This is a genomic window from Aeromonas sp. S41-2 (genome assembly GCF_027705845.1).
GTDB lineage: Bacteria > Pseudomonadota > Gammaproteobacteria > Enterobacterales > Aeromonadaceae > Aeromonas > Aeromonas hydrophila.
Genome location: NZ_JAPDCG010000010.1, coordinates 1 through 15325, shown reverse-complemented (window position 1 = coordinate 15325; position 15325 = coordinate 1). Strand labels below are relative to the sequence as shown.

Genomic DNA, 15325 nt, shown 5'->3' with positions numbered 1-15325 from the left:
TGTCGGCATGCTAAATGGGAACGATACCAAAAACGCTCGGGCTCACTGACTGGCCCAAAAGGGCGACGCAGACCAATATCAATGGAGTCACAGAGGGAAGACTCATGTCCAAGATCAACGCACAACACCTGGCCACGCTCATCGACAAGATCGGTGGCAAGGAGAACATCGCCACCGTCAGCCACTGCCTGACCCGGCTGCGCTTCGTCCTGAACGATCCGGCCAAGGCCGACAGCAAGGCCATCGAAACCATCCCGGCGGTGAAGGGGAGCTTCACTCAGGGTGGCCAGTTCCAGGTGGTCATCGGCAACGAGGTAGAGCAGTGGTACAAGGCGCTGACCGAAGAGATCGGCGTCAGCGGTGGCAGCAAGGAGGCCGCCAAGCAGGCGGCGCGCCAGAACATGAATCCGCTGGAGCGGGGCATCTCCCATCTGGCGGAGATCTTCGTGCCGCTGCTGCCCGCCATCATCACCGGTGGTCTGATCCTGGGCTTTCGCAACGTCATCGGCGACATCAAGATGTTCGACGATGGCACCCATTCCCTCACCGAGATCAGCCAGTTCTGGGCGCAGGTGCATGCCTTCCTCTGGCTGCTGGGTGAGGCGATCTTCCACTTCCTGCCGGTGGGCGTCTGCTGGTCTGCGGTCAAGAAGATGGGCGGCTCCGAGATCCTGGGCATCGTGCTCGGTATCACCCTAGTCTCCCCGCAACTGATGAACGCCTACGGCATCGGTCAGCAGACCCCCGAGGTGTGGGACTTCGGTCTGTTCGTCATCCAGAAGGTGGGTTATCAGGCGCAGGTCATTCCGGCCCTGCTGGCGGGGGTATTCCTGGCCTGGGTGGAGACCAACCTCAAGCGCATCATTCCGGCCTATCTCTATCTGGTGATCGTGCCCTTCATCTCCCTGCTGCTGGCGGTGATCGTGGCCCACGCCTTTATCGGCCCGTTCGGTCGCTGGTTGGGTGACGGCGTCGGCTTTGCTGCCAAGGCGGCCATGACAGGTTCGTTTGCCCCCATCGGTGCCGCCCTGTTCGGCTTCCTCTATGCGCCGCTGGTCATCACCGGCATCCACCACACCACCAACGCGGTGGATCTGCAGCTGATGCAGAGCATGGGTGGCACCCCGATCTGGCCGCTGATCGCCCTCTCCAACATCGCCCAGGCGTCTGCAGTGGTGGGGATCATCCTCATCAGCCGCAAGGAGAACGAGCGGGAGATTTCGGTGCCTGCCGCCATCTCCGCCTACCTGGGGGTGACTGAGCCGGCCATGTACGGCATCAACCTCAAGTACAAGTTCCCCATGCTGTGCGCCATGGTGGGCTCCAGCCTTGCGGCCCTCATCTGTGGTTTCGCCGGGGTGATGGCCAACGGCATCGGGGTAGGGGGCCTGCCGGGCATCCTCTCCATCCAGCCGCAATACTGGGCCATTTACTCCCTTGCCATGCTGGTGGCCATCGTAGTGCCTGTGGTGCTGACCCTGCTGGTCTACAAGCGCCAGCAGGCGGCCGGCAAGCTGGCCCAGGCCAGCGCCTGATTCCACGTATCAGGGCGACCCGCAGGGGTCGCCCTCTCCCTTTTTCATTCGAGACAAGAGCAAGACCCATGAGCCAAACACCCTGGTGGCAGAGCGCCGTGATTTACCAGATTTACCCCAAGAGCTTTCAGGATTCCGCTGCCCGTGGCACCGGCGATCTCAAGGGGATCATGGCCCGCCTCGACTATCTCAAGACCCTCGGTGTCGATGCCCTCTGGCTGACTCCGGTGTACGTTTCCCCGCAGGTGGACAACGGCTACGACATCGCCGACTACCTTGCCATCGACCCCGCCTACGGCACCATGGCCGACTTCGAGGCGCTGCTGGCTGCCGCCCACGCGCGCGACATCCGCATCGTGATGGATATCGTGGTGAACCACACCTCCACCGAGCACGCCTGGTTCAAGTCGGCGCTGGGGGATAAAAACAGCCCCTACCGCGACTACTACATCTGGCGCGATCCGGTGGATGGCGGTGTGCCCAACAACTGGCAATCCAAATTTGGCGGCAGCGCCTGGGAGCTCGATGAGCTCACCGGTCAGTACTACCTGCACCTGTTTGCCCGCGAGCAGGCGGATCTCAACTGGGAAAACCCGGCGGTACGTGCCGAGGTGAAAAACATCATCCACTTCTGGGCCAAGAAGGGGGTGGACGGGTTCCGGCTCGACGTCATCAACCTCATCTCCAAGGATCAGGCGTTCCCGAATGACGAGGTGGGCGATGGCCGCCGCTTCTACACCGACGGGCCGCGCATCCACGAATTTTTGCAGGACGTGAGCCGCGACGTGTTTGCCCCGGTCGGTGCCATGACGGTGGGGGAGATGTCCTCAACCAGTCTCGAGCACTGCCAGCGTTACGGCGCGCTGGATGGCTCCGAGCTCTCCATGGTGTTCAACTTCCACCACCTCAAGGTGGATTACCCCAACGGCGACAAGTGGACCAAGGCGCCGTTCGATTTCCTCGAGCTCAAGCGCATCTTCAACCACTGGCAGAGCGGCATGCACGGCAAGGGGTGGTCGGCGCTGTTCTGGTGCAACCACGATCAGCCGCGCATCGTCTCCCGCTTCGGTGACGAGGGTGAGCATAGGGTGGTGGCCGCCAAGATGCTGGCCAGCACGCTGCACGGCCTGCAGGGCACCCCCTACATCTATCAGGGGGAGGAGATCGGCATGACCAACCCCGGCTATCAGCGTATAGATGACTATCAGGATGTGGAGAGCCGCAACATCTTCGCCATCAAGCAGGCGGAAGGGATGAGCGAGGCCGAGATCCTGGCCATTCTCGGCGCCAAGTCCCGCGACAACTCGCGCACCCCGATGCAGTGGAGCGCTGGGGCCAACGCCGGCTTCACCAGCGGAACGCCCTGGCTCACGCCCGCCGCCAATTACCCCGAGATCAACGCCGAGGCGGCGCTGGCCGACCAGCACTCGGTGTTCTGGCACTACCGGGATCTGATCCGCCTGCGCAAGGCACACCCCATCTTTACCCAGGGGGATTATCAGGAGCTGCTGGCAGGGCACCCGCAGATCTGGGCCTATGCCCGCCGCGCCAACGGCCAGACATTGCTGGTGGTGAGCAATTTCTACGGCGAGCCGGCCACCTTCGCCCTGCCGGACGAGTTGGCCACCGGCAAGGGGCGCCTGCTGCTGGGCAACTACCCGGATAGCCCGGCCCGGCCGCAGTCCTGTATGCTGCGCCCTTATGAATCCCTGATCTGGCTGGTGGAGTAGGCGATGAACGAGGTGATGACGAAGACGGCGGTGCGTGGCGCCGAGTGGCAGAAGATGGTAGCAGGGGAGCCTTATGATGCAGGCGACCCTGAGCTGAAAGCGGCGCGCGAGCGCTGCCGCAGGCTCTATCACACCTTCAACACCAGCTGGCAGGAGAAACCGGCGCGGGATGCCCTGCTCCATGAACTGCTGGGTGGCCGTGGCAAAGCGTGCGCCATCAATCCGCCGTTCTTTTGCGACTATGGTGCCAACATCTTCGTGGGGGAGAACTTCTACGCCAACGTGGGCTGCACCATTCTCGACGTGTGCGAGGTGCACATCGGCGACAACGTGCTGCTGGCGCCCGGAGTGCAGATCTACACCGCCGCTCATCCGGTGGCGGTGGCGCCGCGCATCAAGGGGGTGGAGTTCGGCAAGCCGGTACGCATCGGCCACAACGTCTGGATTGGCGGGAGCACAGTCATCTGCCCCGGCGTCACCATAGGGGACAACAGCGTCATTGGCGCGGGTTCGGTGGTGACCAAGGATGTGCCGGCGGGCGTGGTGGCGGCCGGCAACCCCTGCAAGGTGTTGCGGCCGATGACGGCGGAGGAGCTGGCGGCGGTCTGACCCAGCCGGGGCGGGCAATCCCGCCCCGGTTGAGATCTGGCGCCGCGCTCAAGGCGCCATCCTTCATCTGATTTTTTCCCAAGGGCGTGCGGGCCCGACCGGGCAGTGCGTTCTCACCTCAGGCAGGCAGCAAGGCTCCGCAGCGTTTGTGCTGTTTCATGATCACCAGGGTCTTGAAGCTGCGCACCTGCTCCCTGGCATGCAGCACCCGCCGGGTAAACAGGTCGTAGCTCTGCATGTCCCGTGCGGCGACCTGCAGCACGAAGTCCTGCTCCCCCGTGACGTACCAGAGGTCCATGACCTCCGGCTCCCCTTGCAGGCTGGCGATCATCTCATCGACGATGCGGCCGTGATCCCGCTCCAGCGTCACGAGCACCAGCATGGTGATGGGCCAGCCCATGGTGGCCGGTGCCACCAGCGCTACCTCCCGTTCGATGAGCTCTGCCTCCCGCAGCGCCCGCACGCGGCGGTAACAGGCCGGTGCCGAGAGGCCGACCCGGTGGGCAAGCTCGGGGATCGGCAGGCGGGCATCCTGCTGCAGTTCGGCGAGGATGAGCAGATCGAATTTGTCGGTCATGGAGAGAGAGATAAAAATTATCGAATAGGGCCAGTTTTAGACCGAAATTACGGCCGTCGCCAGATATATTTTACTTCTCATTGTCTGCTCAGGTTTGAACAAGATGCCGCCGAACACCACTGCTTTCTCCTCCCTGCTGGCGGTCATCCTCGCCATGCTGTCGATTACCCTCGGCGCCTCGCTGGCCAAGTCCCTGTTTCCCCTGATCGGGGCCGCCGGTACCACCTTGTTCCGACTGGGATGCGCCGCCCTGCTCCTCTCGCTGGTGTTTCGGATCTGGCGAATGCCCTTCGATCGACGCACCCTGCTGGGGGCCATCCCCTATGGGCTGTCGCTGGGAGCAATGAATCTGCTTTTCTATCTGGCGATCGAGCGGATCCCCCTCGGCGTGGCGCTGGCCATCGAGTTCATCGGCCCCTTGACGGTGGCGCTGCTCGGCTCGCGCCATCGGGCAGACTTCCTCTGGTTGGCGCTGGCCATCGTCGGCCTGCTGTTGTTGCTGCCGCTGCGGGCGGCCGAACAGACCCTCGATCCCCTGGGGGCGGCATTGGCGCTCGGCGCCGGGGTGTTCTGGGGGCTCTATATGCTGACCGGCAAGCGGGCCGGTGCCCTGCTGGGGGCGCAGGCGCCGGCGCTGGGCATGTGGGTGGGGGCCTTGCTGGTACTGCCCTTCGGCCTCGGTGGTGCGAGCGAGGCCACCTTCACCCTGCCCGTGGTGCTGACCATCGTGGGGGTAGGGCTGCTCTCCAGCGCGATTCCCTACTCCCTCGAGATGTTTGCCCTGCGCCGGCTGCCGCTCAAGAGCTACGGCATTCTGACCAGCGGTGAACCTGCCATGGGGGCCCTGATGGGGTTGCTGTTGCTGGGGGAACAGTTGCCCCCGGCCCAGTGGTTGGGGATAGCGGCGATCATCGTCGCCTCCATGGGCACCACCTGGCAAGGCGGGCGCCGGCGCACCGAGCCGGCGTGATCTGCCGGACCCGTATGGTAGCCGGATTACGCTCATTACCTTGCCGGTAGGGGTCTGCCGTTCGCTGAACCCGGGATGTACAGCCACTTCAGATTTTTTGAACATCTAGGCCAGTTTATCTCGCTAACAATGGCGGGCCTGGATGTTTAATATTCACTCAACGCTTAGGCAGGAACGCCAAGCGGCCAAATAACTGGTCGTTCAAGGCTGTGGCACTCTCAAACTGGGTGCCGGATGTCGGTGAAAGAACAACACACTATTTGAATAACCTCTTGCAAGGATGCATTGATTCGGGCCCGTCGGCCCAGGCAATGACATAAAAACCAAGAGAGTGAATGAACATGAAAAACGTAATCAAGATGCTGGCCGTTGCAGGCCTGATGACCGCAGGCTTCGCCCAGGCTTCCGTTCCGGCTGACTTCAACGCCGCCCCGGGCGTGCTGTTTGTGAACTGGCACGCGACCGCCGCCGTCGAAGGCAAGGCCAACCCCATGCTGGAAGTGCGTGACGAGTCTGGCGACGTGGTTGCCTCCGTCCATGCCAACCTGATGGGCACCCAGCAAGTGCAGATCCCGAGCCGCACCCAGGGCAACCTGACCGTGAGCCTGGGTGATCAGAGCAGCGACTACCGCATCCCGTTCGGTATCGGTAGCGGCAAGCAGCGCTAAGCCGACGACGCCCTGGCGCGATGGCCGCAGACCGCACCGGCTCGACCGGTACCGTCCCCGGCCATGATCGCCAGCGTGGCGTGAAGATGCAGAGTGCTCAGAGAGAAGGCCCCGCCATGCGGGGCCTTCTGCTTTTCGTCTTCGGTTGGCCGAGCCTCACAGCTTGAGCATGATGTGGCGCGGCACCGTGTAGTCCTCCAGCGCGTAGAGGGAGAGATCCTTGCCGTAGCCGGACATCTTCATGCCGCCGTGGGGCATCTCGGAGGTGAGCATGAAGTGGGTGTTGATCCAGGTGCAGCCGTACTGCAGGTGGCTGGACACCTTGCTGGCAAGGCTCAGATCCTTGGTCCAGACCGAGCTGGCGAGGCCGTAGTCCGAGTCGTTTGCCCACTGCACCACCTGCTCGGCGTCGCTGAAGCGGGTCACCGACACCACTGGGCCGAACACCTCGCGGCGCACGATTTCATCCTCCTGACGGGCATGGGCGATCAGGGTCGGCTCGAAGAAGAAGCCGTTGCCGGGGCGGATCTTGCCCCCCGCCGTCACCTCCACGTGACCACTGCTCTGGGCCCGCTCCACGAAGCTGGCCACCCGGTTGCGCTGCCGGTCCGAGATGAGCGGCCCCATCTCCACCCCCTCCTCGCGCGGACCGCCCACCTTGATGGAGGCGACCGCCTCGGTCATGGCGGCGACAAACTTGTCGTAGATCTTGCCCTGGGCATAGATGCGGCAGGCGGCGGTGCAATCCTGGCCGGCGTTGTAGAAGCCGAAGGTACGAATGCCCGCCACCACGGCCTCCAGATCCGCATCGTCGAAGATGATGACCGGCGCCTTGCCCCCCAGCTCCAGGTGGGTGCGCTTCATGGTGCGGGCGGCGCTCTGCAGGATCTTCTGGCCGGTGGCGATGTCACCGGTCAGCGACACCATGCGTACCAGCGGGTGCTCCACCAGCGGCGCCCCCACGCTCTCGCCCCGACCGCAGACGATGTTGATGACGCCGCGCGGGAAGAGCTCGCTGGCGAGCTCCGCCAGGCGCAGGGCGGTGAGCGGGGTCTGCTCGGAGGGCTTGAGGACCACCGTATTGCCGGCGGCGAGCACCGGGGCCATCTTCCAGGCTGCCATCATCAGCGGATAGTTCCAGGGGGCGATACTGCCGACCACCCCGATGGGGTCGCGGCGGATCATGCTGGTGTGCCCCTCGATGTACTCCCCGGCGAGTGGCCCTTGCAGGCAGCGGGCCGCACCGGCGAAGAAACGGAAGCAGTCCACCACCGCCGGCAGCTCGTCATTGAGCACCGCCAGATAGGGCTTGCCGCAGTTGAGGGATTCGAGCGCAGCAAACTCCTCGGCGTGACGCTCGATGGCATCGGCCAGGCGCAGCAGCAGGGTACTGCGCTGGGCCGGGATGGTGCGGCTCCACTGGGCGAAGGCGCGCTGGGCGCCGTTCACCGCCCGGTTCACCTGCTCGAACGAGGCTTCTGGCACTGAGACGAGAAGTTCCCCGGTGGCCGGGTTGAGGATGGGCTCGGCCTGGCCGTCACCGGTGACGAACTGACCGTCGATCAAGAGTTGGGTAGAGAGTTTCATGGTTGCATCCTTGCGCACGCGTTGAGTCGTTATTTGCCGCTGCCGGCGACGTCCTGGCCGTCGCGGGTGAGGTAGTAGGCAAGCAGAATGGGGATGGTGGTGAAGGCCACTATGATGAGCGCCACCACGTTGGTGACCGGCCTGTCCCGTGGCCGGATCAGCTCCTGATACATCCAGATCGGCAGCGTGGTCTGCTGGCCGGCGGTGAAGGTGGTGACGATCACTTCGTCAAAGCTGAGGGCGAACGCCAGCATGCCCCCCGCCAGCAGCGCGGTGGCGAGGTTGGGCAGGATCACGTAGCGCAGGGTCTGGAAGCCGTCGGCCCCGAGATCCATCGACGCCTCGATGAGGCTCTGGTTGGTGCGGCGAAAGCGCGCCAGCGCATTGTTGTAGACCACCACCACGCAGAAGGTGGCGTGACCGATGACGATGGTCCAGAAGCTGAAGGGGATCTCCATCACCCCGTAGGCGGAGCGCAGCGCGATGCCGGTGACGATACCGGGCAGGGCGATGGGCAGCACCAGCAACAGCGATACCACCTCCTGGCCGAAGAAGCGGCTGCGGGCGATGGCCCCCGCCGCCAGGGTGCCGAGCACCATGGCGGCCAGCGTCGCCAGCCCAGCTACCTCCAGCGACAGCTGGATGGCACGCCACACGTCGGGGCGGTTGAGGGTCACCTCGAACCACTTGAGGGTGAGCCCGGGCGGCGGGAACTGGTAGCTCTTGCTCTCGCTGGTGAAGGCGTAGAGGAAGATGAACAGGATCGGAAAGTGCAGGAACAAGAGGCCGCCGATGGCCGCGTACTTGAGCAGGCCGGAAGGCTGGCTGCCATGGTCCCGTTTCATGGAGGTATCAGAGTGCATCGAAGGCCCCCAAGCGTTTCGCGATGGTGAGGTAGATGGCGATGATGAGGATCGGCACCAGCGAGAAGGCGGCGGCGAAGGGCAGGTTGCCCGCCGTGCCCTGCTGCATGTAGACCACCTGACCTATGTACATGGTGGAGTTGCCTATGATGCCGGGGATGATGTAGTCCCCCAGCGTCAGGGAGAAGGTGAAGATGGAGCCCGCCACCACGCCGGGCAGGGCCAGCGGCAGGATCAGGGTGCGAAAGGTCTGGGCCGGGGTGGCGCCGAGATCGCCACTCGCCTCCAGCAGGGAGCGCGGGATCCGCTCCACCGCCGCCTGGATGGGCAGGATCATGAAGGGCAACCAGACGTAGACGAACACGATGAAGGTGCCGATGCGCGAGAACGACAGCGACGGCCCCCCGATCACCGGCAGCGAGAGGATGGCGTCCAGCAGCCAGTCCAGCCCAAGGCTGTCTGCCAGCCAGCTGATGACCCCCTCCTTGGCCAGGATCAGCTTCCAGGCGTAGACCCGCACCAGATAGCTGGACCAGAGCGGCAGCATGATGCCGACGTAGAACAGGGCCCGGGTCTTGCCGCTGGTGTAGCGCGCCATGTAGTAGGCCACCGGAAAGCCGAGCAGGGCGCAGGCCAGGGTCACCAGCAGCGACATGCCGACGGTGCGCAGGATCACGTCCAGGTTCTCCGCCCGCAGCAGGGCGACGAAGTTCTGCAGCCCCAGCTCGTGGCGGATCTGGCCGCTGAACTCGTCCAGCCCAAAGAAGGCATTGGAGAGCAGCATCAGCAGGGAGCCGACATAGATGATGCCAAGCCACAGCAGGGGCGGCCCGAGCAGGATGGCCAGCAGCAGACCTGGCCGCCCGTAGAGCAGGGTGGAAAGGCGCCGCAGCGGCCGATAGGAGAGGGAGGCAGTGGGTTGGCTCATGGCAAGGCTCGCACTGTGGGGGGCGCTCATGGTTGAGCTCCCAGAGGGGCGGTGTGCAGGCGATGGATCGCCTGCTCCGGCCAGCTGAGGCTGACCCGGGCGCCACGGGGCAGGCGAGCCTGGCCCTCGTTGGGGTGGTTGACGATAAGCTCGAGCTGCTCGCCGAGATCGACCCGGTAGCGCACGAAGGGGCCGAGATACTCCACCTCGCGCACCTCCCCTGACCAGCCCGGCGTGCTGGCCTCGGCGAGCCGGATCCGCTCCGGGCGCACCATCATCTGGCGCGCATCGCCGCACAGCCGGCGGGCCTGCTCTCCCTCGAACAGGTTGACGGTGCCGACGAAGCGGGCGACGAAGGGGGTGGCGGGGGCGTCGTAGATGGTATCCGGCGCGGCGATCTGCTCGATCTTGCCCTGATTGAAGATGCAGATGCGGTCGCTCATGGAGAGCGCCTCCTGCTGATCGTGGGTGACGAAGATGAAGGTGATGCCGAGCTGGCGCTGCAAGGCTTTCAGCTCGAGCTGCATCTGCTCGCGCAGCTTGAGGTCGAGCGCCCCGAGCGGTTCGTCCAGCAGCAGGATGCGCGGCTGGTTGATCAGTGCCCGGGCGATGGCGATGCGCTGGCGCTGGCCGCCGGAGAGCTGGCCCGGCTTGCGGTTGCCGACGCCGGGCAGGCGCACCAGCTCCAGCATCTCGTCCACCTTGCGGTAACGCTCCGCCTTGGCGACGCCCTTGAGCATCAGGCCGTAGCCTATGTTGTCGCGCACATCCATGTTGGGAAACAGGGCGTAGTCCTGAAACACGGTATTGAGGTTGCGATCATAGGGGGGCACGGTGGAGCAGGGCTCGCCGAACAGCCGGATCTCCCCCTCGCTCGGGTATTCGAAGCCCGCGATCATCCGCAGGCAGGTGGTCTTGCCGGAACCGCTCGGCCCCAGCAGGGTGAAAAACTCGCCGGCCGGGATCTGGAAGGAGATGTCGTCGACCGCCTTCACCTCGCCATAGTGGCGGCTGACCCGGTCAAATTGTACGGCATTCATGGGGCGTCCTTGTCTGTGTGGGAAGCGGGCCGGACTCCTGTCCGGCCCCATATCGGCATTTACTGAGGCACCTCAGCGACCACCCAGGATGGCGATATAGTCCGAGACCCAGCGGTAGTAAGGCACGCAGGTTCCCTGGCTCTTGCACTGGGTGACGGGGGTACGCCAGAAGCGCACTCGATCGAAGTTGTCGATGCCGTTGGTCTTGCACCCCTCTTTCCCGAGCAGGGCATTGCCCTCGCAGGCAGCCGGCACTACGGGTACGGAGCCGAACCAGGAGGCGAGATCCCCCTGCAGCTTGTTGTTGAGGGAGTGCTCCAGCCACTTATAGGCACAGGTCAGGTTCTTCGCCTCGCTGTGCACCATGCTGGTGTCGGCCCAGCCGGTGACGCCCTCCTTGGGCACCGTGGTGGCGATGGGTTGCTTGTCGGCGATCAGGGTATTGGCCTGGAACGGCCAGGAACCGGAGGCCACCACCCCCTCGTTCTTGAAGTCGTCGATCTGGACGAAGGCGTCGTGCCAGTAGCGTCCCACCAGCTGACGCTGCTGGCGCAAGAGGTCGAGGGCTGCCTTGTACTGATCCTCGTTCAGCTCGTAGGGATCCTTGATGCCGAGCGCCGGCTGGTGGCTCATCAGATAGAGGGCCGCATCGGCGATGTGGATCGGGCCGTCGAACGCCTGCACCCGCCCCTTGTTGGACTTGCCGTCCGGCAGGGTCTGCTCTTCGAACACCACGCTCCAGGAGTCGGGCGCCTTGGGGAATACCTTGGTGTTGTACATCAAGATGTTGCCGCCCCACTGGTAGGGCACGCCGTAGTGCTTGCCGTCCACCGTGTGCCAGGGAGCATTCTGCAGGCGGGGGTCTATCTTGCCGTAGCTCGGGATGAGCGCCAGGTTCAGTGCCTGCACCTTGCCACCGGCGATGAGGCGCAGGCTGGCGTCGCCGGAGGCGGTCAGCAGATCGAAGCCTCCCTCGTTCATCAGCGCCACCATCTCGTCCGAGGTGGCGGCCGTCTTGACGTTGACCTTGCAGCCGGTCTCTTGCTCGAAGCCGGTGACCCAGTCGTAGTTCTTGTCGGTCTCGCCACGCTCCACGTAGCCGGCCCAGGCCACGATGTTGAGCTGGCCTTCACCCTTGCCGAGGGTGGTGGGGGCAGCCTGGGTCTGACCTGCCAGCAGGGCGGGGATCAGGGCCAGGGTGAGGGGGGTCAGTTTCATTTTGCTCTCCTTGCTGAGGCGGGCACGGTTGTGATGCCACGCTGACAATTAACATCCTGTTAACCAGTCATGAGCGTAGGAGAAGCCGTGAGCAATGAGAATTTCAATTTTTAACGCCAGAGGTATCTGCTAAATCGATATCGAGTGCAGATGAATCTGAATTTCTGCGGCAGATACCACGACAGTGCAGGGGACAGGCTCAGCGGGCGAGGGGCTGACGGGCCCGCAGCCGGCTCTGATCCCGCACTATGTCGATGAACTCGCGGGCGGTCCACTCCAGCCGCGAGCCGCGCCGCCACACCAGGCCGATGTCGATGGCGGGGATGGGTTCTTTGATGGCGCGGGCCTCGACCCGCTCCTGCTCCAGCGACCAGGGGCGGTAGGCAAAATCCGGCAGCAGGGCGAGCCCGAGCTGGCTCGCCACCAGGCTGCGCACCGCTTCCACCGAGGCGGTCCGCAGCACGATGCGCGGCGCTATGCCGTAGCGGCGCAGGCCGCCACCGATGATCTGGTCCAGCTGATCGGCGGTCAGCGAGATCATGGGCTCCTCACCGAGCGCCTTGAGAGAGAGGGTCGACTCGGCGCAGAGCGGGTGGTTGGCGGCGAGCCAGACTCGCAGCGGTGAGCGGGTCAGCAGCTCGGTATCGAACGCCTCCTGGCGGATGGTGCGGTTGGTCATCAGGATCCCCACATCCACCTCGCCGTTGACGATCTGGTGCTCGAGATAGGGCTGCTCATCCTCCTTCACCTCGATCTGCACCGCCGGGAAGGCGCGGCGAAAGCGGCCGAGTGCCTCCGACAGGTAGTAGCCGGCTACTAGCGTGGTGACGCCTATGGTGAGCCGCCCCTGATCCTGCTGGGCCACCGCCTTGAGGGACTGGCCGGCTTCGGTCATGGCGCCGAGGATGCGACGGGCGTGCAGCAGAAACTGGTGACCCTGGGTGGTGAGGCTGACGCCGCGCGGATTGCGCTCGAACAGGGCGGCGCCGAGCTCGGTCTCCAGCTCGCGGATGGCGCTGGTGACCGCCGACTGGGAGATGTGCAGCTCGGCGGCGGCGCGGCTGACCGAGAAGCTGTCGGCCACCGCCACGAAATAGCGGATCTGGCGAAAGGTGAAGTTCATCTGGGCGTCCTGCCGCGTGTGCTCAAGGTGACTGCCAGCTTAACCTCGAATCGCGGCCAGACAAAAGGCGCCGTGCTGGCGCCTTTTGTCATGGTTTTTCCGGCGGTTAGCGGGAGCTGGCCGCCTCGATCACCGGGATCCGGTTCACCGCCTTGCCGAGATAGGCGAGGGTGATGGTCACGATGATGCAGGTGAAGCTGAGCCACATGTAGGGCAGGTAGTCGAGGGTAGCCACCCCCAGTACCCCGGCCATGAAGATGCCGTTGTCGCTCCAGGGTACCATGCCGCAGGTGAGGGTGCCGCCGAACTCGGCGTTGCGGGAGAGGTTCTTGCGTGCCAGCCCCAGCCGGTCGTAGTTCTTGGCCATGATCTTGGGGGTCAGGATCAGCGACACATACATGGCCGAGCCGAACACGTTGGCCAGGAAGGCGGTGCCTATGGTGTGGGTAGTCAGGCTGCCGGCACCGTTGATGCGCTTCTCGAAGGCGCTGGCGATCACTTCCAGAATGCCGACCTTCTCCAGCAGGCCGCCAAACCCCAAGCCGAAGATGATGACGGCCACCGAGCCCAGCATGGACTCCATGCCACCGCGGCCCAGGATGTTGTCGATGAAGTCGACGCCGGAGGTGATGGCAAACGGGCTGTAGGCGGAGTGCATCGCCTTGACCGGGTCCATGTCCTGGAACAGGATGGCCCAGACAAGGCCCAGCAGGGCACCGAAGCTGATCACCGGGAAGGCGGGCTTGCGGTTGGCCAACAGGCCCAGCACCAGCACCACCGGGACTATGGCCAGCGGGGTGATGTTGAATTGCTTGTCGAGCGCTTCCATCACCAGGTTGACCTGCTCCAGGCTGACGTTGCCGGAGTACTGCATGCCGACCACGGTGAACAGGGCGGCGGTGATGACATAGGAGAACAGGCTGATGGGCAGCATCCCCTTGATGTGTTCCATCACGTCGACGTTGGACATGGTCGAGGCCAGCACCACGGAGTCGGAGAGCGGGGAGAGCTTGTCACCGAAGTAGACGCCGGAGAGCACGGCACCCGCTACCAGCGGGGCGGGCACGCCGAGGCTGTGGCCGATCCCCATCATGGCGATGCCGGCAGTGGCAGCCGAGCCCCAGGAGGTGCCGGTGGCCAGCGAGGTCAGCGAACAGATAATCAGGGTCGCCAGCAGGAAGATGGACGGGTGAATCACCTTGAGGCCGAAGTAGATGATGCTGGGGACGATGCCGCCGGCAATCCAGGTGCCCACCAGCGCCCCGACGGAGACCAGGATCAGGATGGCCCCCATCCCCTTGGCGACGCCGTCGACGGCCGCCTGCTCCAGGGATTTGTAATCATGGCCGAGCTTGATGCCGAGCCCCATGATGACGAACCAGGCGATGAACAGTGCCAACTGGATTGGCAGGTCGAGCACGCTGGTGAAGGAGAAGGCCAGGGCCAGGAAAATAGCCAGGCAGGCAAACACCTGCGACATGCCCGGCAATCGGATGTGGTTTTGTTGGTTTTGCATAGATACTTCCTAAACTCTTGCTCGCCAAGGTCAGTCCCTCTCGTCCTGTGGATACACGTATCCCGAGGGGCCCACCCAAAAAGAGGCCGCAATCTACCACAAACCTGGGGGGGCAAATCCCAACTGATTTAGCAAAAATGCAGTTTTGATTGAAAAACTTACAAATTAGTTGATCTCATAACCCGTTTTTGAGTGCTCTGTTTGCCCCGATGGGACATTCGACTCCGATAGAAAAGTCCGATTGCATACTCCTAAAATACAAATGATAATTGTTATCAATTGTTGGAGGGGAGTGTGTCATGAGATGGATAGTGAGGGCCATGCTGCTGATCGGGCTGCTGGCGATCCTGATCTGGGGTCAGGACAAGGCATACGGTATCTGGAGCCTGGGCTTCTTGCTGGCCGCCTGGGTCATGCTGGAACCCAGGCTGAGGCCTGCGCTGATCCTGCTGCCGGTGGCCGGTATGACGGGCGTCGCGGCCCTGATCTGGCAACAGCCCTGGTTATGACGAGGTGGCCGGGGCGCTTTGTACCTTCTCTTGCGCCAGCTTGAGCGACTCGATGACGTTTTTCTCCATCTCGGTACGCTTGGCATCGGTCAGGAAGTAGATCATGTCGACGTCGTGACGAATGTAGTGGGAGGGCAGCTGGTTCAGGGTCAGACAGCAGAGATCGGCCATCTGGTTGGCGCTCAGCTTCTGGTTGAGCCCCTGTCTCTCAATCTCCTTGAGCACCAGATGCTCGTAGAAGTTGTGAATGTCGGTATCCAGTATCATATGCGTTCCTTGGCATGACGATGGGCGGTGAGTCGTCAAAAGCATAGTCATAACAAGGGCTAAAAACAAAAGGCCCATCACTTTCGTGATGGGCCTTTTGCATAATTAATGGTGCGAAGAGAGGGACTCGAACCCTCACATCCGTGGGACACTAACACCTGAAGCTAGCGCGTCTACCAATTCCG

15 protein-coding genes are annotated in these 15325 nt (G+C 63.5%); 6 read left to right on the top strand and 9 right to left on the bottom strand.

What is annotated here, in order from left to right:
• Positions 1-104: 104 nt before the first annotated feature.
• The 3 genes from treB to OKC44_RS18555 all read left to right on the top strand — a co-directional run bounded on the left by treB (position 105) and on the right by OKC44_RS18555 (position 3874).
• A complete protein-coding gene (gene treB, locus OKC44_RS18565) occupies positions 105-1535 on the top strand; it encodes a PTS trehalose transporter subunit IIBC (RefSeq protein WP_042066915.1) in 1431 nt (476 codons plus the stop codon).
• A gap of 68 nt (positions 1536-1603) precedes the next feature.
• A complete protein-coding gene (gene treC, locus OKC44_RS18560; RefSeq protein WP_227290594.1) occupies positions 1604-3265 on the top strand; it encodes an alpha,alpha-phosphotrehalase in 1662 nt (553 codons plus the stop codon).
• A 3-nt stretch (positions 3266-3268) separates the two neighbouring features.
• Positions 3269-3874, top strand: coding sequence for a sugar O-acetyltransferase (locus OKC44_RS18555; RefSeq protein ID WP_227290596.1), 606 nt, complete (start codon positions 3269-3271; stop codon positions 3872-3874).
• 118 nt (positions 3875-3992) lie between these two features.
• On the opposite strand, the gene OKC44_RS18550 is transcribed toward OKC44_RS18555, so the two are convergent.
• On the bottom strand, positions 3993-4451 hold the full coding sequence (locus OKC44_RS18550) for an Lrp/AsnC family transcriptional regulator (protein ID WP_039214000.1): 459 nt from the start codon (positions 4449-4451) through the stop codon (positions 3993-3995).
• A 103-nt stretch (positions 4452-4554) separates the two neighbouring features.
• Here OKC44_RS18550 and OKC44_RS18545 point away from each other — a divergent pair, with 103 nt between their 5' ends.
• Together OKC44_RS18545 and OKC44_RS18540 are read left to right on the top strand one after the other, a co-directional pair.
• On the top strand, positions 4555-5421 hold the full coding sequence (locus OKC44_RS18545; RefSeq protein ID WP_050490575.1) for an EamA family transporter: 867 nt from the start codon (positions 4555-4557) through the stop codon (positions 5419-5421).
• A gap of 335 nt (positions 5422-5756) precedes the next feature.
• Positions 5757-6089, top strand: a complete 333-nt coding sequence (locus OKC44_RS18540) for a hypothetical protein (protein WP_016352131.1) — start codon at positions 5757-5759, stop codon at positions 6087-6089.
• Positions 6090-6245: 156 nt separating this feature from the next.
• Here OKC44_RS18540 and OKC44_RS18535 read toward each other — a convergent pair whose 3' ends face one another.
• The 7 genes from OKC44_RS18535 to nhaC all read right to left on the bottom strand — a co-directional run bounded on the left by OKC44_RS18535 (position 6246) and on the right by nhaC (position 14364).
• On the bottom strand, positions 6246-7676 hold the full coding sequence (locus OKC44_RS18535; protein ID WP_270814509.1) for a gamma-aminobutyraldehyde dehydrogenase: 1431 nt from the start codon (positions 7674-7676) through the stop codon (positions 6246-6248).
• Positions 7677-7705: 29 nt separating this feature from the next.
• Positions 7706-8521: an ABC transporter permease gene (locus tag OKC44_RS18530; RefSeq protein WP_019840685.1), complete on the bottom strand. Its 816-nt coding sequence runs from the start codon at positions 8519-8521 to the stop codon at positions 7706-7708.
• A gap of 7 nt (positions 8522-8528) precedes the next feature.
• Positions 8529-9497, bottom strand: a complete 969-nt coding sequence (locus tag OKC44_RS18525) for an ABC transporter permease (RefSeq protein WP_270814508.1) — start codon at positions 9495-9497, stop codon at positions 8529-8531.
• Complete coding sequence (locus OKC44_RS18520; RefSeq protein ID WP_270814507.1) at positions 9494-10507, bottom strand: ABC transporter ATP-binding protein; 1014 nt, start codon at positions 10505-10507, stop codon at positions 9494-9496. Before OKC44_RS18520 ends, OKC44_RS18525 begins: the two co-directional genes overlap by 4 nt.
• A 72-nt stretch (positions 10508-10579) precedes the next feature.
• The gene (locus OKC44_RS18515) at positions 10580-11725 is read right to left on the bottom strand and encodes an ABC transporter substrate-binding protein (protein WP_270814505.1); all 1146 of its coding nucleotides are present in this window, start codon (positions 11723-11725) and stop codon (positions 10580-10582) included.
• Between the two features lie 199 nt (positions 11726-11924).
• Positions 11925-12848 carry a LysR family transcriptional regulator gene (locus OKC44_RS18510; RefSeq protein ID WP_011707518.1) on the bottom strand — a complete coding sequence of 308 codons (924 nt, stop codon included), beginning with the start codon at positions 12846-12848 and terminating at the stop codon, positions 11925-11927.
• Between the two features lie 106 nt (positions 12849-12954).
• Complete coding sequence (gene nhaC, locus OKC44_RS18505; protein ID WP_029302109.1) at positions 12955-14364, bottom strand: Na+/H+ antiporter NhaC; 1410 nt, start codon at positions 14362-14364, stop codon at positions 12955-12957.
• Between the two features lie 299 nt (positions 14365-14663).
• On the opposite strand from nhaC, the gene OKC44_RS18500 reads away from it, so the two are divergent.
• Positions 14664-14873, top strand: a complete 210-nt coding sequence (locus OKC44_RS18500) for a hypothetical protein (RefSeq protein ID WP_045525625.1) — start codon at positions 14664-14666, stop codon at positions 14871-14873.
• On the opposite strand, the gene OKC44_RS18495 is transcribed toward OKC44_RS18500, so the two are convergent.
• Positions 14868-15140 carry a late competence development ComFB family protein gene (locus OKC44_RS18495; RefSeq protein ID WP_016352123.1) on the bottom strand — a complete coding sequence of 91 codons (273 nt, stop codon included), beginning with the start codon at positions 15138-15140 and terminating at the stop codon, positions 14868-14870. The two genes, OKC44_RS18500 and OKC44_RS18495, sit on opposite strands and share 6 nt — an antisense overlap.
• Positions 15141-15325: the final 185 nt, after the last annotated feature.

What these genes read in the sequence shown, in the direction of transcription:
- OKC44_RS18555 (WP_227290596.1), top strand. Translation starts at nt 3,269, where the DNA reads ATGAACGAGGTGATGACGAAGACGGCGGTGCGTGGCGCCGAGTGGCAG.
- OKC44_RS18545 (WP_050490575.1), top strand. Translation starts at nt 4,555, where the DNA reads ATGCCGCCGAACACCACTGCTTTCTCCTCCCTGCTGGCGGTCATCCTC.
- OKC44_RS18495 (WP_016352123.1), bottom strand. Translation starts at nt 15,140, where the DNA reads ATGATACTGGATACCGACATTCACAACTTCTACGAGCATCTGGTGCTC.
- OKC44_RS18540 (WP_016352131.1), top strand. Translation starts at nt 5,757, where the DNA reads ATGAACATGAAAAACGTAATCAAGATGCTGGCCGTTGCAGGCCTGATG.
- treB (WP_042066915.1), top strand. Translation starts at nt 105, where the DNA reads ATGTCCAAGATCAACGCACAACACCTGGCCACGCTCATCGACAAGATC.
- OKC44_RS18525 (WP_270814508.1), bottom strand. Translation starts at nt 9,497, where the DNA reads ATGAGCGCCCCCCACAGTGCGAGCCTTGCCATGAGCCAACCCACTGCC.
- OKC44_RS18520 (WP_270814507.1), bottom strand. Translation starts at nt 10,507, where the DNA reads ATGAATGCCGTACAATTTGACCGGGTCAGCCGCCACTATGGCGAGGTG.
- OKC44_RS18550 (WP_039214000.1), bottom strand. Translation starts at nt 4,451, where the DNA reads ATGACCGACAAATTCGATCTGCTCATCCTCGCCGAACTGCAGCAGGAT.
- OKC44_RS18530 (WP_019840685.1), bottom strand. Translation starts at nt 8,521, where the DNA reads ATGAAACGGGACCATGGCAGCCAGCCTTCCGGCCTGCTCAAGTACGCG.
- OKC44_RS18535 (WP_270814509.1), bottom strand. Translation starts at nt 7,676, where the DNA reads ATGAAACTCTCTACCCAACTCTTGATCGACGGTCAGTTCGTCACCGGT.
- treC (WP_227290594.1), top strand. Translation starts at nt 1,604, where the DNA reads ATGAGCCAAACACCCTGGTGGCAGAGCGCCGTGATTTACCAGATTTAC.
- OKC44_RS18500 (WP_045525625.1), top strand. Translation starts at nt 14,664, where the DNA reads ATGAGATGGATAGTGAGGGCCATGCTGCTGATCGGGCTGCTGGCGATC.
- nhaC (WP_029302109.1), bottom strand. Translation starts at nt 14,364, where the DNA reads ATGCAAAACCAACAAAACCACATCCGATTGCCGGGCATGTCGCAGGTG.
- OKC44_RS18510 (WP_011707518.1), bottom strand. Translation starts at nt 12,848, where the DNA reads ATGAACTTCACCTTTCGCCAGATCCGCTATTTCGTGGCGGTGGCCGAC.
- OKC44_RS18515 (WP_270814505.1), bottom strand. Translation starts at nt 11,725, where the DNA reads ATGAAACTGACCCCCCTCACCCTGGCCCTGATCCCCGCCCTGCTGGCA.